This window comes from Salinivibrio proteolyticus (assembly GCF_001996165.1).
Taxonomy (GTDB): Bacteria; Pseudomonadota; Gammaproteobacteria; order Enterobacterales; family Vibrionaceae; genus Salinivibrio; species Salinivibrio proteolyticus.
Genome location: NZ_MUFP01000027.1, coordinates 13,053 through 33,933, shown reverse-complemented (window position 1 = coordinate 33,933; position 20,881 = coordinate 13,053). Strand labels below are relative to the sequence as shown.

The following is a 20,881-nucleotide window of genomic DNA, read 5'->3' as shown; positions in this document are numbered from 1 at the left end:
TGCGGTATTAGCCGTCGTTTCCAACGGTTATCCCCCTCGTCAGGGCAGGTTCCCAGCCGTTACTCACCCGTCCGCCGCTCGACGTCCAGTAAATCCACCGAAGCTTCAATACTGCCGTTTCCGCTCGACTTGCATGTGTTAGGCCTGCCGCCAGCGTTCAATCTGAGCCATGATCAAACTCTTCAATTAAAGTTTTTTTCGARACCGAAGTTTCAGCTCAATGAATACTGATTACTGTTTCTCTCCGAAGAGAAAAACGAATTGACTGTGCCGAATAACTAAAAGTTATCGTTTGGTCACTCAGTTCATCGAATAAATCTTTTTGTCTATTCTCAACGAGTGCCCACACAGATTGCATAGGTCAAATTGTTAAAGAGCGTCGCTCAATCTTGAGCGGGAGTGGCATTTTACGCCACCGAGGCAGTGAGTCAAGCTTTTTGTTTACTTGGCTTTGTTGCCGTTTGTTAGCGCGGTTTGCCGTGCCAACGAGGAGCGCATTATAGAGAGGTATTTTTGTGACGCAAGGGGTTTTTAAAGAAAAAATACCGACCGAACAAAAAACACACAAAAGGGTGCATTAAAGGGGCTGGGTTTAACCATGGCGATGGATAGAAGCGGTAAAATAAAAAGTTAACGACTGAGAAATCCCTCGGCTATCTTTCCAACTTACGATGATTTCCAACTGTTTAGCATAAGGGCCTGTCTTCCCCATCAAGTTTTTGGTGGTTTTCACTTCTAGTTGGTAAGGCGTATCTTTGGTTTCAATCAAGCACCCAGCAATATTTGAAAGCCCAACCTTTTCACCATTCTTTGCTGAGCAAGGTGTATCGGTGTTGATGCGCTGCCAAAGGGCGAGTTGATCATTGGCAATATGCATGGCCCCTTCAGCGAGCTTGGCATTATATTGCCGAGCTTCAATCTCTGCGGTGAGGCTATACAGCCCTAAGCCTGTGACAGATACCAGCACGAGCGCAATCAGTATCTCTAAGAATGAAAACCCAAATTGAGAGTTCATCGCCTTACCCTCCACTGGGTGGTGTTAGATCGTAATAGCTATTGGGTAAGGGCCTTAACTGTCCGAGCCCCTGAAAACTAGCATGCTTGTTGTCATCGTCATAATTAGCAACCAACGCGCCATTTATGACTGTATTGCCACCCGGCACATCAATAATAAATGCACCATTGGTTTTAAAACTACCATGAAACCAAAATGGGACTCGGCTTGCTTGCTCAGGTTCTCGCACATTGGTGGTAATATGCTGGCAAAGCTCACTTATTGACGCATTGCTGTGCGTGCATAATACCTCCCCACCCTGAGAACTACCCATGCCCCATTGCTCCGCAAACTTGTTCGCGTTCATCGTGGGGTTAAATTGATACACCACACCGTTAAAGGGATCGATCGTACCACGAAATGCCATAATGCCATCTTGCACAACCAATAGGATGGGCGGTCCACTCGGCAAACTCTTTTCCCCTCCGCGACTTAAATCACAAGGACCATCAACCCAGACTTTAATGCTAGGTTGCCCATGCCCTTGCTCCATCGCATCGACAATCGTTTTATAACATTTCGATGCATCGCCATGCGTTTCAACGATGGTYCCGCCTTTTTCCTCAAATTGCTGTTTGGCAAGCTGCCACTGTGAACGCGGGACACCAAAAAAATCCTGGAAAAGATCCATGTCCTTCACATTGGTTTGTACATCTTTTTTGAGCAGTTTCTTAGTCTCATCATCGCGACTATCCGCTACTTTGTAATCGAGCACCTCAGTTTTATACTCAGGAGCACACTCATCTCCTCCTCCTAACTGGACAGTAAACCTGTTTTGACTTTTGTCCCCTTTACTCTCTGACATACCTTCATCTGGCTTTCGTGGGCTAATCCTCACATCACCACCGGCAATTATGGACTGACATTCATAACGTCCATCCGCACGTTTTTTGCCCTTCGCCGGCCGCCACTCATTCCCACCGTAAAATAACGCCGAACCTGATGTGACAAACGCCGCCGCGCGACCGCCTCCCGCGCCTTGCAAGGTGACTCCAACCTCCTGCTGATGTGAGTGACTACTTAGCCGCCACAACGAGGGATTGTTTGGCCAAGGTGCTAGCTCTAATCGACTTCCTGCCACACCTTGGCAGTCTGCTAATTGAGCTAGCCCTTTGGCCGCATCACCGGATGAGAGATCGAGGCCCTCTTGATAAATTTTCGCCACCGCACAATCTAACCCCGCCCAAGCCCGAGAGAGGTACTCTTGGGTTATAATTCGTGCCTGCGCCTGCTGGATATCATTGATCGCACGCTGACTCACACCAAACACCATCACCAGTGCAATCAAAGCAATACTGGCTACCACGACGAGCGTTGCAATACCAGTTTGTGTCTTCCTCATAACTGCCTCATTGTGTTGCGTAATACCAGAGTGCGAGATAGGGTTTCTTGCGTGTGTGGGGCCTCTTTTAATGCAGCAGATAAGGTGATAGTTAGGGCGGTAACTATGCGATCATTAGGTGTACTCACTTCTTCGCGCTCAAAAATCAGGTTATCGATCACAATGTTGCGTGAAGAAATATCTCGCCAGTAACCGGACTGGCACGTCCAGTTGGCTGTATCGTCGTGGTTCTCGTAGATTTCAACGGCCTGATTATCAGCATCAAACCGAAAGCCTTTAACATCATCTTTTTCTGCGTACAACTGAGGAACGATACCCGTCTGTTGGTAGGCAAACCGAATGCATTGCCCCTGATTGTTTCCACCGGTGTCGTCAATCAGAATCAGATGCTTACCTACTTGAAATTCTGTTGTCTCACCACACTGATAACACAATCCAGCTCGACGAATATCGGACTCCATTATGGTCAGTAAGCGGCTTAGCTCAAGGGATAAGCTAGTCTTCGCATCAAGACGGGTCTGAGTCACAGTGGCGGACGTCATCATCGACAATGCCGACAGCATGACTATCACGCTAACAGACAAACCGATTAGTAGCTCTACCAAGCTATAACCTGATTGTTCAGCCGCTCGCACTGTTTTTGTCCTTGTTTTTACAATGGCTGAAACCAAGGTACTGACGGACTTGCACGATATAGTCTGGCTGTTGGCTGTTGTCGGTGCTTAATCCGAGTGTAAGGTTGAGATTTGGCCGCTGGGTTCGAAAATCAATCGTGAATAAATCGCCGTCTGGCTGTACTTGCCACTCTTCTTTAACTTTTTGTTTTAGCGTGACCTGTTTATCCAACCTCACCATCAAGGCTTTCGCTTGATGGCAGTCGAGAGGCAGTGGCTTTAGACCTGCTGATGTTCGAGCTGTCGACGCCGGTTCAGCTTTGGCAATAATGCAGTCTATCCCATCATCACTGACGAGGCTGACAACATACGGACGATTTTCTTCAACGGCTCGGCTTTGTGCTAATTGAAACAAACTGCTTAGTGCGGCACTGTCATTGGCAATCAAGGCCGCTTGGCGCGCTTTTTGAAAATTGGGAAACGCAATGCTGCAAGTGATCGCCAGCACAGCAAGCGCGATTAGTGACTCAATTAAAGTAAAGCCATGAGAAAGCCGCCTAAGATGAGGGATAAAACGCATACTGCCTCCCAAGTTAATCGCCCACCGATTGATGATGAGAGTACCACTGCCCTAGGCTGGATGACGTTTTAGTGACAGAGTCTTCGAGAGGCTAACAAAAATGAGCTTTAACAGTATCTCACGCTTACAAAAAGGCGTGACATTAGTCGAATTACTGTTTGGGGTCGCCATTATTGCTACGCTAGTCGGCATTGCGTTACCCGCCTATTCTCATTACAAACAGCAACAAGAAAGGCAACATGCAAAACGTAACCTGGTCCAGTTACAAGCATGGGTAGAGGATCATTTTATTACCCATCAATCGTTTCCTAACGCCAGCGACCAAACTGAGTTAAAAGACAAGCTGTGCGAAAACTGTCAGCTATCTCAACGCTACAACTTTGCAGTCCACGGGCAAACGAAAAGCTATTATGTCACTGCTACTCCACGTCAGGAAAGCGCGCAAAACAACGACCCCTGTGGGGTATTGACCTTATACCCGAGCGGGCTAATTGCCGCGCAATCAAACCATAAAGACTGTCCGCTTCCCCATATACAGCGGCCGACGAAAGGATAAAAAAATAGCCAGCACGAGGCTGGCTATTCATCATCTTAGTGTTCTTTGGACAGGCGGCACTTTTTAACCGGTAAGGTCATCGAAGAATTTCTTCACGCCATCGAAAAAGCCTTCTGATTTTGGCTTATGCTTTTTCGCTTCGCTACCGCTGAATGACTCTTCAAGCTCTTGTAAAAGCTCTTTTTGACGGCTGCTCAATTTGACAGGGGTTTCTACCACCAGCTTACAAATGAGATCGCCCATACCGCCGCCACGTACGGATTGTACGCCTTTGCCACGCATGCGGAACATACGACCCGTTTGCGTTTCGGCCGGCACTTTCAGGCTCACACGACCATCCAATGTCGGCACTTCAACTTCGCCACCGAGTGCGGCCATTGTGAAGCTAACCGGTACTTCGCAGTAAAGATTATTGCCATCACGGGTGAAAATATGGTGCTCACGAATGTGTACTTGTACGTACAAATCACCCGCTGGGGCACCGTTTTCTCCGGCTTCACCTTCACCTGATAGACGAATTCGATCCCCTGTATCGACGCCAGCTGGAATTTTCACATTCAAGTGTTTGGTCTTTTTCACACGACCTTGACCATGACAGCTGTTACAAGGGTCTTTAATAATGGAGCCGCTACCATGACAGGTTGGACAGGTTTGCTGCACGGCAAAGAAACCTTGGCGCATTWGCACCTGACCAATACCATTACAGGTACCACAGGTTTGCTTTTGTGAACCAGGTTTGGCGCCGCTGCCATGACATGTATCACACCCTACATAGGTCGGGACTTCGATCTCTTTGCTGACGCCACGGACCGCCTCTTCAAGCGTTAGCTCCATGTTATAGCGCAGATCGGCACCACGTTGCGCGCGTTGCTGACCACCGCGACGCCCTCCGCCGAATATATCGCCGAATACGTCACCAAAAATATCGCTAAAGTCAGCGCCACCACCGAAACCACCGCCGCCGAAGCCGCCGCCACCCATACCGCCTTGTTCAAAGGCTGCGTGGCCATATTGATCATAGGCAGCGCGTTTTTGTGGGTCGGTCAGCACTTCGTACGCCAGCTTAATTTCTTTGAACTGGTCAGCGGCATCTTCGCCTTTATTACGGTCTGGGTGATATTTCATCGCCAGCCGCTTATAGGCTTTTTTGATATCGCGCTCGCTCGCATCGCGGCTTAGACCGAGCACTTCATATAAATCTCTTTTTGACATGGTCTGACTGCACCTGTTTACGTCAACAAAACAAAGACGTTCAAATCACGGTTTGATAAAACGACGGGCGAAGGAGATTGCTCCCCTACGCCCGTGCTTACTAACGACAGCGCTTTCGCTTATTTCTTGTCGTCGTCTTTGACTTCTTCAAACTCAGCGTCAACGACGTCATCGTCTTGTTTCGCTGAATCTGCACCGGCGTCTTGTTGCGCCTGCTCAGCTTGTGCTTGCTGCTGAGCAATTTCCATCAGTTTTGATGAAGCTGCGACCAGTGCTTGTACTTTCGCATCGATGGCTTCTTTATCTTCACCATTGCGCGCAGTTTCAAGCTCAGAGATCGCTGTTTCGATCTTCTCTTTGTCTTCTGCTGGCAGTTTGTCGCCGGCTTCTTCAACTTGCTTACGAGTGCTGTGAACCAGCTGATCCGCTTGGTTACGTGCAGTTGCGAGCTCTTCGAACTTCTTGTCCGCTTCTTTGTTCGCTTCTGCTTCTTGAACCATCTTCTCAACTTCTTCGTCGCTCAAGCCGCCAGACGCTTGGATGGTGATTTTCTGCTCTTGACCCGTTTGCTTGTCCTTCGCAGACACGTTCAAGATACCATCAGCATCAAGATCGAAAGTCACTTCGATTTGTGGCACACCACGTGGCGCAGGCTGAATGCCTTCTAGGTTAAACTGACCCAGTGATTTGTTATGCATGGCTTGCTTACGCTCGCCTTGAATCACGTGGATAGTTACCGCGCTTTGGTTGTCTTCCGCCGTCGAGAACACTTGGTTCGCTTTGGTTGGGATCGTGGTGTTTTTCTCGATGAGCTTGGTCATCACACCGCCCATGGTTTCAATACCCAGTGACAGAGGCGTTACGTCAAGCAGTAGCACGTCTTTTACATCACCTGACAGTACACCACCTTGCACTGCCGCACCAACGGCAACCGCTTCATCAGGGTTCACGTCTTTGCGTGGGTCTTTACCAAAGTACTCAGCAACTTTCGCCTGTACCATTGGCATACGGGTTTGACCACCTACCAAGATAACATCAGTGATTTCGTCAACAGACAGCTCGGCGTCTGCCAGAGCGACTTTCAGTGGCTCAAGAGAACGTTGAACCAAATCTTCAACCAAAGACTCAAGCTTGGCACGCGTTACCTTGATGTTCATGTGCTTAGGACCAGTTGCATCCGCAGTCACATAAGGCAGGTTAACGTCAGTTTGCTGTGCAGAAGATAGCTCGATTTTCGCTTTTTCTGCCGCTTCTTTCAGACGCTGCATCGCCAATGGATCTTGACGCAAGTCGATGCCTTGCTCTTTCTTAAACTCGTCGACCAAGTAAGTGATAAGACGGTTATCAAAGTCTTCACCACCTAGGTGTGTATCACCGTTGGTCGCCAATACTTCAAAAGTTTGCTCGCCATCCACTTCATCGATTTCGATGATAGAGATATCGAAGGTACCACCACCCAAGTCATAAACTGCGATAGTGCGATCGCCGCCTTTCTTGTCTAGACCATAGGCCAGTGCGGCTGCCGTTGGTTCGTTGATGATACGCTTAACTTCTAGACCTGCGATACGACCAGCATCCTTAGTTGCTTGACGCTGAGCGTCGTTAAAATACGCAGGTACTGTGATAACCGCGCCAGTCACTTCCTCGCCTAGGAAGTCTTCAGCGGTTTTCTTCATTTTCTTCAGAACCTCAGCAGAGACCTGAGGTGCAGCCATTTTCTGGCCTTTCGCCTCAACCCACGCATCGCCATTGTCAGCTTTAACAATTTTGTATGGCATGATGCTGATGTCGCGCTGTACTTCTTCGTCTTCAAAACGACGACCGATCAAACGTTTGATCGCGAACAGGGTGTTTTCTGGGTTTGTCACCGCCTGACGCTTTGCAGGTTGACCGACTAGCGTTTCACCGTCTTGTGTATAAGCGATGATTGAAGGTGTTGTACGATCACCCTCTGCGTTTTCAATCACGCGTGCTTTTTCACCGTCTAGTACAGCGACACATGAGTTGGTTGTACCCAAGTCAATACCAATGATTTTACCCATCTGGTGCTCTCCGAAATTCGTTCTGTGGCTTTATTGCGTTACACCCTATGTGGGGGTAACCGTGAGAGGTTCAACCCCTCACCGCAAATTTTTATTTAACGCTGCAATCTAAATAAGGGCAGCATGCTTGTTTTCAAGGTCTGCGATAAAAAAAACCGCATTTTTTAGGCCTTTCATATCGAGTGGCTGACAAAAAGGCCTGTATTTATTGACGTTTTCGACGTCAGACCTTGTTACGCTTTTTCGTCAACGTTGCCTTGTGGTGCTTTAGATACCATCACCATCGCTGGACGCACGACGCGACCATTTAGCTCGTAACCTTTTTGCATCACCATCATCACGGTGTTTGGCTCGTGCTCAGCGCTTTCTTGGATTGACATCGCTTGGTGCAGTTCAGGGTTAAATGGCTGACCTTGCGGATCAATCGCGTTTAGGCCGAACTTTTCAACCGTATCAGTCATGGTTTTTAGGGTTAGCTCTACCCCTTCTACCATAGGCTTGATGGCTTCATTTTCTTTATCCGCCATCTCGACGGCACGCTCCATGTTATCAATCACGGGCAACAGCTCACCGGCAAACTTCTCTAGCGCGAATTTACGCGCTTTATCGATTTCTTGCTCAGTACGACGGCGCATATTGTCGACATCCGCACGGGCACGCAGCACGCTGTCTTGCTGCTCTTTCACTTTCGCTTCACTGGCTTCAAGTGCGGCTTCAAGCTCGGTAATACGTGCAATCATGGCCTCGGTCTCGGCGTCTACGATATCCGCCGCATTACCGCTCACTTGTTGCTCAGTGGCCTGCTCTGCGTTTTTGGCTTCAGCAGCTTGCGCTTGTTTTACTGCTTCCTGCTCTTGCTTCACTTTCTGTTCTTCGCTCATGATCACTCCGACACAAATGGCATTGCCCAGCACGCCACTGGGACTATTCAACTTGATTGACGGGGTTATTATGGGGATGAATATTCACGATTCAACCATCAGGCCAACCCAAATCACGACAATCGCGATTTTGCCGCGTTATACTGGGCACAAATAGACACAGGATCCGCATTATGTCGACACCTTTTACACGCATTGCGCTTATCGGTAAGCCTCGTAACCCAGAGGCCGTGAACACACACATTAGCCTTTATCATTGGCTCACCGAGCGTGGTTATGAGGTGTGCATTGATACGCGTCTTAGTACTAATTTGGGATTACCCGATGCGCATTACTTGGATCTTGTTACGATTGGTCAACATGCTGACTTAGCCATTGTGATTGGGGGCGATGGCAACATGCTGGGCGCGGCACGCGTGTTATCGCGCAGTGACATCAAGGTGATTGGAGTGAATCGGGGCAATTTAGGCTTTTTGACCGACTTAGATCCCGACGCCTTCGAAAACGCGCTTGAAGCCGTCTTGAGCGGTGAATACATGGAAGAAGATCGGTTTTTACTCGAAACCGAGATCCACCGTCATGACCAAGTCAAAAGTCATAATGCCTCACTGAACGAAGCAGTGCTCCACCCAGGGCAAGTGGCGCATATGATTGAGTTTGAAGTTTACATTAACGAACAGTTTGCCTTTTCTCAGCGCTCCGACGGGATCATTATTTCAACCCCCACCGGTTCCACAGCATACAGTTTATCGGGAGGCGGCCCTATTCTCTCTCCGAGCCTAAACGCGATTTCACTGGTTCCTATGTTCCCTCACACTCTATCCAGTCGTCCGTTAGTCGTCGATGGCAACCGCCGCATTAAACTGCTGGTTTCGCCCGATAACCGCGGCACGTTGGAAGTCAGTTGCGACGGACAAGTCTCTCTTCCCGTGAACCCTGGCGACGAAGTGCATATTTACAAAAGCCCGGCCACACTGAAGCTAATCCATCCCAAAGATTACAATTATTACAATACGTTACGCACCAAGCTAGGCTGGTCATCAAAACTATTCTAACCGCTTTTCTTTCCATTAAGACGCACAAAAGCAGGCTCGCCTGCTTTTTTTGTGTGCAATTTTTGTGCGGGAACTCCCAGAAGGAACAATTCTTCTTTTTACATATTCACTGGATGTAAAAACAGTATATACTGTATCTATACACAGTTATTGATAGATACAGGTGTTTTCCTATGTTAGCCGATATGACCATTCAAAACTTTGCCATCGTGAAATCCTTGGAGTTGGAGTTTAGTAAAGGAATGACGGCGATCACCGGAGAGACAGGTGCAGGTAAATCGATTTCTATCGATGCGCTCGGCCTTTGCTTAGGCGACCGCGCGGATGCCAATATGGTACGTCCCGGTGAAAAACGTGCAGAGATCACCGCCAGTTTTACCCTCGAACAAAACAGTGCCGCGCGTCGCTGGCTACAAGATAACGAACTCGAAGACGGCGACGACTGTATTCTCCGTCGCGTGATTACCAAAGAAGGCCGCTCTCGTGCTTATATTAACGGCAACCCTGTGCCTGCCTCACAGCAAAAAGCCCTAGGACAGCTACTGATTAATGTCCATGGCCAACATGCTCACCAACAACTGTTGCGCCCAGAACACCAGATCACCCTGCTCGACCAATATGCCGGACACCAATCACTGCTTGATAAGATGGCGTCTCGCTACCAACGTTGGCGTCGCGCTAAAAACGAGTTAAAGGCACTGATCAAGAAAAAAGACGATCTCGATGCCCAGCAACAACTACTGGAATATCAAGTCGGTGAATTGAACGAGCTGGCACTAGGCGAAGATGAGTACCAGCAGATTGAAGAAGAACACAAGCGTTTATCAAACAGCGGCGATATTGCGATGACAAGCCAAGCGGTCGTGGATTTGCTCAGTGATAACGAAGACGCTAACGCGCTCAACCTTTTAAATGCCGCGCAGCAACGCTTGGTTGAACTGGCTACACTGGATAGCCAATTTGAGCCCTTAGCCACGCTTATCGAAGAAGCGCGCATTCAAGCGCAAGAAGCGAGTCAAGAAGTGACCAGTTACCTCGACCGGTTAGATATGGATCCGCAACGCCTGCAATATCTTGATGAGCGCATGAGCACGATTATGAGCTTGTCACGCAAACATCATGTGCAACCCGAAGCGCTTTATCAAACTCACCAACAACTGATCCAAGAACTGGATAAATTAGCCCATAATGATGAGGCGATTGAGCAGCTCCAAGCCGACGTAGATGCGCATTTTGCCGCCTGTTTGGACACGGCAGAAAAACTCAGTAAAAGCCGACGTCGTTATGCCCGTGAGCTCAATAAACTGATCACGCAAAGCATGCAACAACTGAGCATGGAGCACGGTACCTTTGAAATCCAAGTCGAAAACAAAGCCGACACTCATCTAAGTCCCTTAGGGGGAGATGCGGTGGCCTTTTTGGTGTCAACCAACCCAGGCCAACCACTACAACCGCTCGCAAGGGTTGCCTCTGGCGGTGAGTTATCTCGGATTTCATTAGCCATTCAAGTGATCACCGCCCAAAAAGTGGAAACCCCTAGCCTGATCTTTGATGAAGTCGATGTAGGTATCAGTGGTCCAACAGCGGCGATTGTCGGTAAATTACTGCGTCAATTAGGTCAATCGACCCAAGTAATGTGCGTAACACACTTACCACAAGTCGCCGGATGCGGGCATCAGCAAATGTTTGTCGCCAAACAAACAGAAAAAGGCACCACGACCACCCGTATGTATCCGTTGGCCCGCGAAGAACGCATCAATGAACTGGCACGCCTACTCGGCGGTAGCGAGATCACCGAACGCACGCTGGCCAATGCCGAAGACTTGCTGGTTGCCGCATAGCATGCGTCAACCTATGGCACTCAACGATTCGCGACACCTCACAAACCTGTGAGCGTGTCGCCTTTTTCTCTTTTTAGGGCGAACTTTTTTCGATTCTTCCCATCCAATCGCTAGTCGCGAGCAGGTTTTTTACATATATTCCGAGCTTGTTTATACTCATTCGCCTTTCGTCAGGGACGAAAAAGCCTGTATCCACATAACGATTTGCGTGTGAGTGATATTATTTGCCATCAACGAGACAGTGAAGATGTTAACTATGGGTTGGACTAAAGCCGCCATTGCTGCCCTAATGGCAATTGCCATTACTGGCTGTTCTTACGCCGAGAAACTGGTTTATCGCGTCGATATCAATCAGGGCAATTACATCGAAGAAAAAGCCGTAGACTCACTTAAGTTTGGCATGACCAAAGAGCAGGTTAAGTTCTTACTCGGCCCTCCTATGCTGGTCGAATCTGGCTACCCAAACACGTGGTATTTTGTCCAATGGCAACAGCCTGGTCATCAAGCGCCAACACAAAAAGATCTTGTGCTCTCTTTTGATGATAACAACCAGTTAGTCAAGGTCGATGGTGACTTCACGCCGGGTGAAAGCTTTTTCGAAGCTGTCCAATAACGGTGACGCAGCAGGCTGTCTACTGCCATCATTGTCGAGCTTTTTTTAGTAAAGGCGCCGATTGGCGCCTTTCTTATTGGCTGGTTATGAGCGCTTGCGCTGGGTATCCACGCGTCCACCCGTAACAGGATCCGCTTTTCCTTCTAACTTCGCGCGTTCCGCTCGGCGTCGGCGAATTTCTTTTGGGTCCGCCTGCAATGGGCGATAAATCTCAATACGGTCCCCATCACGCACTTGTGCATCCAGCTTCACGGTGCGGCTGAAGATGCCAACTTTATTGTTGTCTAAATCAATCTCTGGGTAAGCTTTAAGCACACCAGATTGGCGAATAATCTCTTCAACGGTCGATTGTGGTTTCACCACACAATTAAAAATGCGCTGCTCATTCGGCAATGCGTAGACCACCTCAACACGGAGTAGTGTTTCTTCACTCATAGATCGTTTTCGCTCGTTCAGTAAATGCTTTCACCATACTACTTGTTAGCTCGCTGAAGATACGACCAAACGCCACTTCAACTAATCGATTGGTAAATTCAAATTCAAGATCGAGCTCGATTTTACACGCGTCACTCGAAAGCGGTGTAAAACGCCAACCTCCGCTCAGTCGTTTAAATGGCCCATCGACCAATGTCATATCAATGCGCGTGTTTTCCACCAAGTAATTTTTGGTCGTAAAGGTTTTCTTGATGCCTGCCTTCGCCACGTCTAACGATGCCACCATGGTTGTGTCAGTGTGCTCAATCAAGCGTGTGCTCACGCACCCAGGCAAAAACTGTGGATAGGCCTCAACATCATTCACCAAGGCAAACATTTGCTCAGCACTGTAAGGCACTAAAGCCGAGCGGATAATTTGCGGCATAAGGACTCCTTGCAAGTTAACCGCGAAATCATACCACCGCCGCATCTATTCACCAAAGCGTGCAGCCGCGTGTATCGACAAATACAGATGCGCTTCACTCAGGCTCGTGCGATAATCCTTTCATTCCTCAACGCATAGCCTTTATAATGCGCCCACTATGGCTAAGAAAAACGCAAAGAACAAAGCAAGCAGTAACACCATCGCGCTGAATAAAAAAGCTCGCCATGAGTTCTTCATCGAAGATGACTTTGAGGCCGGGCTTGAGCTACAAGGCTGGGAAGTAAAATCTCTCCGTGCCGGTAAAGCCAATATCAGCGAAAGTTATGTGTTGCTGAAAGACGGGGAAGCCTTTTTGTTCGGGGCAACCATCACCCCGCTTAATGTGGCCTCCACCCATGTGGTGGCTGATCCTCAGCGTACACGCAAGCTCTTGCTTAAGCGTCGTGAGCTTGATACCTTGATCGGAAAGGTTAACCGGGATGGTTTCACAGTTGTGGCTCTTTCCCTGTACTGGAAAAAATCCTTCGCCAAGCTCAAAATCGGCTTAGCAAAAGGTAAAAAACTTCACGATAAACGCGATACCGCGAAAGACAGAGACTGGCAGCGTCAAAAAGCCAGAATCATGAAAAACGCAGCACGTTAATCGTTGACGCGGCAGATCAATATGTTAGACTCTGCCGTCCAAACTCTGGGGCTGATTCAGGATTCGACAGGATTGAGAAGGCCCGTGGAGCATGCCGAGGGGCGGTTGGCCTCGTAAAAAGCCGCAAAAAAATAGTCGCAAACGACGAAAACTACGCACTAGCAGCTTAATAACCTGTTGAGTGCCTATCCTCCCTAGCCTTCGCCTGTAGGACGGGGATCAAGGATAGTCAAAACCAAACAGGATCGCGTGGATACTTTGACCCGAAAGCTGAAGCGTTAAATCTAAGTCGGGTATGTCTTTGTGTGGCGTGTTTGTCCGCAGCACACTGACGAGATTAAAGACAAACTAAGCATGTAGCGCCATTGGTTAGACTGATTCTGGACGCGGGTTCAACTCCCGCCAGCTCCACCAATTTTATATTTAAAGACGTCCACGGACGTCTTTTTTATTGCCTTAAGTAACGTAACATCATTAACTTATCGTTCATTAAGGTCCATAGAGGTCCACCAACCGCTTTGATTTTTAGGTACACCGAGGTGTACACTGATGAAAATGGAGGCTGAGAGGTGTACCCATTATGGCTAAAATCATAGCTAAGCTTACGGATAAGAAGATAAAAGCAGCAACGCCAGAAGATAAAGAGTATCTGCTCTATGATGGCGACGGACTCAGGCTAAGAGTTAAACCAACTGGCTCCAAGCTTTGGCTTTTTAATTACCTGCGTCCATTCACCAAAAAGCGCACCAACCTCAGCCTCGGTGCCTATCCCACTGTTACCCTGTCTCAAGCGCGTAAAGCGACCATGGATGCAAGAGCCCTACTCGCTCAAAACATCGATCCTAAGGAACACCGTGAAGAGCAACAAAGGCAAGAGATTGCGCTCACCGAACATACGGTAGAGAAAGTCGCCTACCAGTGGTTCGAGCTGAAAAAAGAGCAAGTGACTGAGGGATACGCGACCGATATATGGCGCTCTCTGGAACGTCACATTTTTCCAAAGCTTGGCGCTACTCCCCTTTCCAAAATCACTGCCCCTATGGTGATAGATGCCTTAAAGCCCATTGAAGCATCGGGCAGCCTAGAGACATTAAAGCGCCTAGTCCAACGACTAAACGAAATGATGAACTACGCGGTTAACTGTGGCCTTATCCACGCTAATCCGCTATCAGGCATCGGTGTCGCATTTAAAAAGCCCAAAAAGAACCATATGGCAGCGTTAACTCCCGATGAACTACCAGAGTTAATGCAAAAGCTTGCTTACGCGAATATCAAACGAGTTACCCGGTGCCTAATCGAATGGCAGTTACACACCATGACGCGGCCAGCAGAAGCGGCAGCTGCACGATGGGATGAAATAGACTGGGATAACGCACTATGGATTATCCCGGCGGAGAGGACAAAAAAAAGAAGAGAGCACAGGATCCCACTCACAGAGCAGATGCTGGCGATATTAGAAGTGATCAAGCCGATAAGTGGCCATCGTGATTTTATTTTTCCTTCAGATCGTGATCCGCAAAAACCTTGTAATAGCCAAACGGCCAATATGGCACTAAAACGTATGGGGTTTGCCGACCGGCTAGTGAGTCATGGGCTACGCTCCCTGGCAAGTACTACACTCAACGAGCAGGGTTTTGATGCAGACCTTATCGAGTCTGCTCTTGCCCACGTTGATGACAACCACGTACGGAGTGCGTATAACCGGACAGATTATATTGAGCGCCGACGCCCAATGATGTGCTGGTGGAGTGGACACATCGAGCAAGCTGCTAAAGGTAGCCTATCAGTGACGGGCACAAAGCAGCTTAAAGTGATCTAACCATAGAAGCCGATAAAACTCGCTACCTGAATACTCTGCCCTCCCTGCGTGGGAGGCCAAGCAATCTACCCATCATACCGAAGCGGGTGTGTGGTTAGAGCTCATTAAATAAGGGTTTTACGGTCATTTTAATAGACCAAAAATCGCTCTGGGTACGGGGACCATTAAAACCCTCAAATCTCATTGCCACCCAGGCTATTTAATTAAACAGCAGAATGTACAAGTATTGTACTTATTATCAACTACTCTATCTCTATTACCGAACTTTAAATGATGATGTCTTGTTTGAGCATAACTACGGTCGTATTGAAGTGCGCCAATGTTATGTACTTGATAAAGCGTGCTTACCCGGCGACTTTACCCGTTGGCCATCACTACAAAGTCTTGTCATGGTTGAGTCTTTGCGTGTTGAAAAAGAGCGTCCGATGTCGCTGGAGTATCGCTACTATATCAGCTCAAAATCACTGACTGCCGATGAGGCAAGCCGTGCTATCCGCTCGCATTGGAGCATTGAATCCATGCACTGGGTGTTAGATGTCAATATGGGTGAAGACGCCTGCCAGATTTATAAAGACAATGGCGCAGCGAACGTAGCTTGTCTGCGACACATGGCCTCAAACATGGTGCGGGCAGAGCCAACCAAGATTAGTTTGGTGTCCAAACAGAAGCGTTGTCTCATGAATACCAGCTTCTTAGAAAAGGTTTTAGCCGCAGGCATTCCAGCAATGGTTGAAAAATAAACACCCATGCGCTCGCCCTGGGCACTGACCTGCGTGAAATCACTGAAGAAGAGGTGATGCAAGCTGTGGCCCGCTTGAATGCTCGACCAAGAAAATGTCTTGGTTTTAGGCAGTCTAGCGTTATCTTTAACAAGTTATGTCAGGCTGCAGACGAGAGTGTGCACTTCGCAGTTGAATCCGCGGATAACACCTTGGCCACAGCGGCATGACGTCGCTCATCGGAGTAATGATGCATATATATCTCCAAACGCCTCAGAGTGAATATGAGCTTTTAACAAAGGACGCGAAAACTATACTGACATAGGAGATAGTACAACTGGTCAGATCACTATTGGTGAAAACATAACTATTCTTTATTGAGCCATATAGGAGTAGTGAGATGAAAAATCCATTATCAACCATACAAGGAAAATATAGTCTTGGCCTCGGTGTGTTCTTATTTGCAGCAATAGTATTCACATTACTATCTATCAATGCATACATTAAACCCTCTTTGGAGAAAAAAGCGGGTGATAATGTAGTCTTACATGCGCAAGAAATTGGTAATGATATCCTCACCTTGCTCAATCAGGTAAAAGGTCAGCAGAAATCAATTACTCAGATTGTTCCGGAGCTAACAAGCCCTCAAATAGATTCTTTCTTACCCTCTCTGATTGAACAATATGGCAATCCACTTATTTTTGGAGGCGGTATTTGGCCACTACCTGATAAGAGAATGGATGGAGTCAAAAAGTTATCCACATTTTTTCATCGGGACAATGCAGGGAGGCTAATAGAAAACACGTATTGGAATTCGTCCGAGGCGCCACCTTATTATGAACAGGAGTGGCATAAAAATGGGCAAAACGCTCCCACTGGGACCTGTGCCTGGGCACTTGCGTACAAGGATGGTGCGAGTCCCGAGCCACGTACTAACTGCGCGATGGGCATCTACAAAAACGGACAGTTGTACGGTGTGTCTACCATTGATGTCACGCTCGGTTTTTTCAATGGCATTGTTGATAGGAAACAAAGAGCGCTACAGTCTCAAATCTTGATAGCTGAGAATTCTGGCAAGATTCTTAGTATTAGTAAGGGAAATTTTTCAAAAAATGAAATATTGAAGAATCTTAGTGCCTACCAAACTCCCTTCTCTCGATCTGCACTCGACGTCCTCAATAAGGAGGTTAGGTTTAAAGAGTATGTCGACCAACATGGCGTGGAAAAAATTGTTTTTTCCAAATCCATACAGGGGACACCTTGGGTTGTTCTTATTAGCCAAACCAAAGAATTGTTCAATCAACAAAGTTCCTCTCTTATCAGAACATTAGCTCTTACTCAATCGCCTATATTTGTCATATTAATCCTCGTTTTTGTAGTTGCTATCCGTAGCTTAAAGAAAAGGTTTGAAGCAGTTAAAGATAATATGGACACACTGTCCAGTGGTGATGCAGATCTCACAATGCGTTTACCTGTGAAGGGGAATGACGAATTCGATCAGATATCTWAATCAGTTAATAATTTTATTGGGTATCTACAAGCACTGCTCAAAGAAGTTGCGGAAGCGAACGAGGAAAGTGCCGGACAGGTCAAGATAATGAGGGGAAATGTAGAAAGTACTCTCGGGTCGCTTGAAAACCATATGACGGAAACAGACGCAGTCGCAACGGCTATCAATGAGTTAAGCGCCTCCGCTAACGAGGTTGCAGGACATACTGAAAGTGCCAATAAGATAACCAATACGGCGCAGTTAAAAGCAAATGAGGCTACGTCTGGCGCCAATGAGACTGTTGATGAGATGACAAAACTTATTGAACGTGTAGAGGATTCTGCCAGTAAAGTTCAAGAGATGCAAGATAATACCAAGGCGATTGAAAGTGTCTTAGACGTCATCGGCGATATTGCAGAGCAAACAAACTTATTAGCATTGAATGCTGCTATTGAGGCGGCGAGAGCAGGTGAAACAGGAAGAGGTTTTGCCGTAGTTGCCGATGAGGTTCGTAACCTCGCCTCTCGAACGCAAAAAAGCACAAGCGAAGTGAGTGAGATGTTGGAGTTACTTACTCAAACCGTCTCTCGGGCAACAACGTCAATGTATGAAACTAAAGAACAGTGCTTGAGCGCCTCTGGGTTAAGTAAAACTGTGGGTGAACATGCTTTAAGTCTCCAAAAGCATATTGTAGAGATCGATGACCTGAGCACACATATTTCTACGGCAGCACAAGAGCAAAGTCATGTAACCGAGAGTATTAATAGTAATATGATGAAAATAAAAGATATTCTTCATACTTTAAAAGAGAAAGGGAAAGACTCGATGGACTCATCAAATAACCTAGCGCAATCAAATGAGAGACTATATAAACTAATCAGTCGATTTAAAGTTTAATAAGGACGAACATGAATAAGTATGTGTTATTGATAGCCATGGTTCCATCATATGTATTTTCTTCTGATGCCGTCATTGAAACTATATTGACTAGTCAGTTTAAGAACAGTACGTTAAGCTATGAAGAAAAAACTAACGAATTGGCTTGGTTCAAAAAAGCCGCCTCTCCATATAAAGGAATGACGATACGAGTTGTTTCCGAAGATCTTCCTACTCATTGGTACGAGGCTGAAGTATTGGCTACCACCTTTGAAATTCTTACAGGTATCCGTGTTGTTCATGAGGTTACTGGTGAACATGACGTTGTTCAAAAGATAAACGCACAAATAACTTATGACTATAATATTTATGATGCTTATATTACTGATAGTGATTTGATTGGTCTGTATTCAAGAAGTGAGTCTGTTATCCCCGTAAGCGATTTAATGACAGAGAATGACATTTTATCCCCTTATATTGATATAGATGATTATATGGGCATCCCTTTTGTTCAAGGGGAAGGTGGTAAAATATACCAACTTCCCGATCAACAATTTGCTAATTTATACTGGTTTAGATATGACTGGTTTAATAATCCGGATTTTAAGAAACGATTCAAAGCACGATTTGGTTATGAGTTGGGTGTCCCCTTAAACTGGACCGCTTATCGAGATATAGCTGATTTTTTTACCCATGATGTTGGAACGATTAATGGCGAAAGAATTTACGGTCATATGGACTATGGAAAGAAGCACCCTTCACTTGGGTGGCGATTTTCAGATGCTTGGTTATCAATGGCGGGAGTCGGTGATATAGGTTTACCTAATGGAGAACCTGTCGATGAGTGGGGAATCCGATCCGAAGCATGTATGCCTGTTGGAGCATCTATCGAAAGAGGTGGAGCGTTAAATGGTCCGGCTGCAAACTATGCGTTAACGGCTTATAAAGACTGGCTATTGAATTATGCTCCTCCAGAGGCCAAAGAGATGACATTCTCACAAGCAGGGGGAATCCCATCCCAAGGTAATATTGCGCAACAAATTTTTTGGTACACTGCTTTCACAAGTGAAATGACGAGCCCTGATCTAACAATAACCGATAGTAAAGGGCTACCAAAATGGAGAATGGCACCCTCGCCCGTTGGGGCATACTGGAGCGAAGGTATGAAGAAAGGGTATCAAGATACCGGTGCTTGGACTTTTTTAAAGAGCACACCAGAGGATAATCGGCATGCGGCGTGGTTATATGCTCAATTTGTCACTTCTAAAACAGTAACCATGGATAAGTTTTTAGTCGGATTAACACCAATTCGTTACTCAGACGTGAACAGTGATTTTATTCAAGATAGATCTGCGAATTATGGTGGATTGATAGAATTTTACTCGAGCAGTGCGGCAAAAAAGTGGACTCCCTCAGGAAAAAACATTCCTGATTACTCGCAGATGTCTGACTTATGGTGGAAAAATTTATCAACAATTATACACGATGGTGTACCTGTGGATCTCGCATTAGATACGATGGCGGCTGAAATGGATAATACTTTGCTGAGGATATCAAATTCGAGGAAAATAAATATTTGCTTTCCAAAACTAAACGATAAGAAAGATGAAGATTACTGGTTGAAAAAACCAGGAGCACCAAAGTCCAAGATAAAAAATGAGTGGCCCGAAGGTAAAACCGCCCCATATGAAGATATCATTCAATCCTGGCAGTGAGGATATATGAAAATATTTTTATTTTTGATTACATTGGTTGTGTCGACCTCTGCTTTATCGAATAAGCACGTCACTGTGTTTATTGAAGAAAAAGAGCCCTATATTTCAATTAAAGATAATAAGATAAAGGGAATATCAATTGGAATACTCAATACATTGTTTGAACGAGCCGGTATCGTTTATGAGCTGAAACGAAGACCGTTCAAACGGTCTTATGAGACTGTATTGGGTAGAACCAACGAAAGCCAGAGTAATCAATGCTTATTTCCCATGCAAGCTACTCAGGAAAATGCAGCTCTTTTCTCATGGATTGGTCCAGTAATGGTGACTGAATCAGGTTTTTTTGCGAAGAAAGGCAAAGTAATAAGAAGTATCGCAGACATAAAAGAAAGTAGAGTGGGCAGTTATATCGGTAGCGTAGATGGAGAGAATCTTCAATCACTCGGCGTAAATGTTGAATATACAAGAAATACACGATTAAATGCGAAGAAGGTTGAGGCGGATAGATTAGTTTTTTTTGTCGAGGATACCAAGGCTGCAGAACTAATCCTAAACAAAAATAACCTTAGAGAAATAGAAATGGTTTATCCTTATAAAAAATACCTCAACTCCATGGCATGTAGCTTAGACTTGCCTAAAAGCACGATAGAAAAACTAGAATCGTCTTTGATCTCCTTATACCTCGATGGTTCCATAGGGCGATTGATAAATAGCATGTAAGGATTATATTTACGAAATTGTTGATAATACTATTCTCGTTTCCGTATTTCCAAATAAACATCGATACTTGGATTTGATATATATTGATGCTCCGTATCTAGAGCTTTGGTCACACTACAACATTTTATAAGGATGTAAAGGTTTTTGGTGGCGATGCTTTATCGCTACAAAGGGATTGGCGTGAAGAGAGGGTATTTGAAGGGCTAGTTCATCTTGAGGCAGCGAGATGGCCACTCAGTCACCTTGCTGCC

The 20,881-nt window shown here is 46.5% G+C and carries 18 protein-coding genes, 1 rRNA gene, 1 other RNA gene and 2 pseudogenes; 12 read left to right on the top strand and 10 right to left on the bottom strand.

The window, feature by feature from the left end; all coding sequences use genetic code 11:
- The 5 genes from BZJ19_RS15870 to BZJ19_RS15850 all read right to left on the bottom strand — a co-directional run.
- Positions 1-189: ribosomal RNA gene (locus BZJ19_RS15870) — 16S ribosomal RNA — on the bottom strand; the annotation flags it as partial.
- A gap of 403 nt (positions 190-592) precedes the next feature.
- Positions 593-1,015 carry a type IV pilus modification PilV family protein gene (locus tag BZJ19_RS15865; RefSeq protein ID WP_077676343.1) on the bottom strand — a complete coding sequence of 141 codons (423 nt, stop codon included), beginning with the start codon at positions 1,013-1,015 and terminating at the stop codon, positions 593-595.
- 4 nt (positions 1,016-1,019) lie between these two features.
- Positions 1,020-2,396: a hypothetical protein gene (locus BZJ19_RS15860; RefSeq protein WP_077676342.1), complete on the bottom strand. Its 1,377-nt coding sequence runs from the start codon at positions 2,394-2,396 to the stop codon at positions 1,020-1,022.
- Positions 2,393-3,031, bottom strand: a complete 639-nt coding sequence (locus BZJ19_RS15855; protein WP_077676341.1) for a prepilin-type N-terminal cleavage/methylation domain-containing protein — start codon at positions 3,029-3,031, stop codon at positions 2,393-2,395. Before BZJ19_RS15855 ends, BZJ19_RS15860 begins: the two co-directional genes overlap by 4 nt.
- Positions 3,018-3,590, bottom strand: coding sequence for a pilus assembly FimT family protein (locus BZJ19_RS15850; RefSeq protein WP_077676340.1), 573 nt, complete (start codon positions 3,588-3,590; stop codon positions 3,018-3,020). Before BZJ19_RS15850 ends, BZJ19_RS15855 begins: the two co-directional genes overlap by 14 nt.
- Before the next feature lie 100 nt (positions 3,591-3,690).
- Between BZJ19_RS15850 and BZJ19_RS15845 the strand changes: the two genes are divergently transcribed.
- Positions 3,691-4,146, top strand: a complete 456-nt coding sequence (locus tag BZJ19_RS15845) for a type IV pilin protein (protein ID WP_077676339.1) — start codon at positions 3,691-3,693, stop codon at positions 4,144-4,146.
- Between the two features lie 63 nt (positions 4,147-4,209).
- Here BZJ19_RS15845 and dnaJ read toward each other — a convergent pair whose 3' ends face one another.
- The 3 genes from dnaJ to grpE all read right to left on the bottom strand — a co-directional run bounded on the left by dnaJ (position 4,210) and on the right by grpE (position 8,281).
- Positions 4,210-5,358: a molecular chaperone DnaJ gene (gene dnaJ, locus BZJ19_RS15840; protein ID WP_077676338.1), complete on the bottom strand. Its 1,149-nt coding sequence runs from the start codon at positions 5,356-5,358 to the stop codon at positions 4,210-4,212.
- Between the two features lie 119 nt (positions 5,359-5,477).
- A complete protein-coding gene (dnaK, locus tag BZJ19_RS15835) occupies positions 5,478-7,400 on the bottom strand; it encodes a molecular chaperone DnaK (protein ID WP_077676337.1) in 1,923 nt (640 codons plus the stop codon).
- Between the two features lie 233 nt (positions 7,401-7,633).
- Positions 7,634-8,281 carry a nucleotide exchange factor GrpE gene (gene grpE, locus BZJ19_RS15830; protein ID WP_077676336.1) on the bottom strand — a complete coding sequence of 216 codons (648 nt, stop codon included), beginning with the start codon at positions 8,279-8,281 and terminating at the stop codon, positions 7,634-7,636.
- A 173-nt stretch (positions 8,282-8,454) separates the two neighbouring features.
- On the opposite strand from grpE, the gene nadK reads away from it, so the two are divergent.
- The 3 genes from nadK to bamE all read left to right on the top strand — a co-directional run bounded on the left by nadK (position 8,455) and on the right by bamE (position 11,790).
- Positions 8,455-9,336 (top strand): NAD(+) kinase, encoded by an 882-nt coding sequence (gene nadK, locus BZJ19_RS15825; RefSeq protein WP_077480968.1) that lies wholly within the window; start codon positions 8,455-8,457, stop codon positions 9,334-9,336.
- A 173-nt stretch (positions 9,337-9,509) separates the two neighbouring features.
- Positions 9,510-11,177: a DNA repair protein RecN gene (gene recN / locus BZJ19_RS15820; RefSeq protein ID WP_077676335.1), complete on the top strand. Its 1,668-nt coding sequence runs from the start codon at positions 9,510-9,512 to the stop codon at positions 11,175-11,177.
- Positions 11,178-11,433: 256 nt separating this feature from the next.
- Positions 11,434-11,790 (top strand): outer membrane protein assembly factor BamE, encoded by a 357-nt coding sequence (bamE, locus tag BZJ19_RS15815; RefSeq protein ID WP_069591158.1) that lies wholly within the window; start codon positions 11,434-11,436, stop codon positions 11,788-11,790.
- A gap of 84 nt (positions 11,791-11,874) precedes the next feature.
- On the opposite strand, the gene BZJ19_RS15810 is transcribed toward bamE, so the two are convergent.
- Both BZJ19_RS15810 and BZJ19_RS15805 read right to left on the bottom strand, forming a co-directional pair.
- On the bottom strand, positions 11,875-12,225 hold the full coding sequence (locus BZJ19_RS15810) for an RnfH family protein (RefSeq protein WP_069591153.1): 351 nt from the start codon (positions 12,223-12,225) through the stop codon (positions 11,875-11,877).
- Positions 12,218-12,649 (bottom strand): SRPBCC family protein, encoded by a 432-nt coding sequence (locus BZJ19_RS15805; protein ID WP_069591154.1) that lies wholly within the window; start codon positions 12,647-12,649, stop codon positions 12,218-12,220. Before BZJ19_RS15805 ends, BZJ19_RS15810 begins: the two co-directional genes overlap by 8 nt.
- A gap of 157 nt (positions 12,650-12,806) precedes the next feature.
- On the opposite strand from BZJ19_RS15805, the gene smpB reads away from it, so the two are divergent.
- The 8 genes and pseudogenes from smpB to BZJ19_RS15770 all read left to right on the top strand — a co-directional run bounded on the left by smpB (position 12,807) and on the right by BZJ19_RS15770 (position 20,630).
- Positions 12,807-13,292 carry an SsrA-binding protein SmpB gene (smpB, locus tag BZJ19_RS15800; RefSeq protein ID WP_069591156.1) on the top strand — a complete coding sequence of 162 codons (486 nt, stop codon included), beginning with the start codon at positions 12,807-12,809 and terminating at the stop codon, positions 13,290-13,292.
- A 47-nt stretch (positions 13,293-13,339) separates the two neighbouring features.
- Positions 13,340-13,706: a transfer-messenger RNA gene (gene ssrA / locus BZJ19_RS15795) on the top strand.
- Between the two features lie 166 nt (positions 13,707-13,872).
- Entirely contained in the window at positions 13,873-15,111 is a 1,239-nt protein-coding gene (locus BZJ19_RS15790) for an integrase domain-containing protein (protein ID WP_077676334.1), read from the top strand.
- A gap of 269 nt (positions 15,112-15,380) precedes the next feature.
- Positions 15,381-15,851 (top strand): annotated as a pseudogene (locus BZJ19_RS15785) (ISAs1 family transposase); the annotation flags it as partial.
- A 20-nt stretch (positions 15,852-15,871) separates the two neighbouring features.
- A pseudogene (locus BZJ19_RS17320) lies at positions 15,872-16,000 on the top strand (IS30 family transposase); the annotation flags it as partial.
- A gap of 230 nt (positions 16,001-16,230) precedes the next feature.
- Positions 16,231-18,216 carry a methyl-accepting chemotaxis protein gene (locus tag BZJ19_RS15780; protein ID WP_077676332.1) on the top strand — a complete coding sequence of 662 codons (1,986 nt, stop codon included), beginning with the start codon at positions 16,231-16,233 and terminating at the stop codon, positions 18,214-18,216.
- Positions 18,217-18,227: 11 nt separating this feature from the next.
- Positions 18,228-19,910, top strand: a complete 1,683-nt coding sequence (locus BZJ19_RS15775; protein ID WP_077676331.1) for an ABC transporter substrate-binding protein — start codon at positions 18,228-18,230, stop codon at positions 19,908-19,910.
- A 6-nt stretch (positions 19,911-19,916) separates the two neighbouring features.
- On the top strand, positions 19,917-20,630 hold the full coding sequence (locus BZJ19_RS15770) for a substrate-binding periplasmic protein (protein ID WP_077676330.1): 714 nt from the start codon (positions 19,917-19,919) through the stop codon (positions 20,628-20,630).
- The last annotated feature ends 251 nt before the right edge of the window (positions 20,631-20,881 follow it).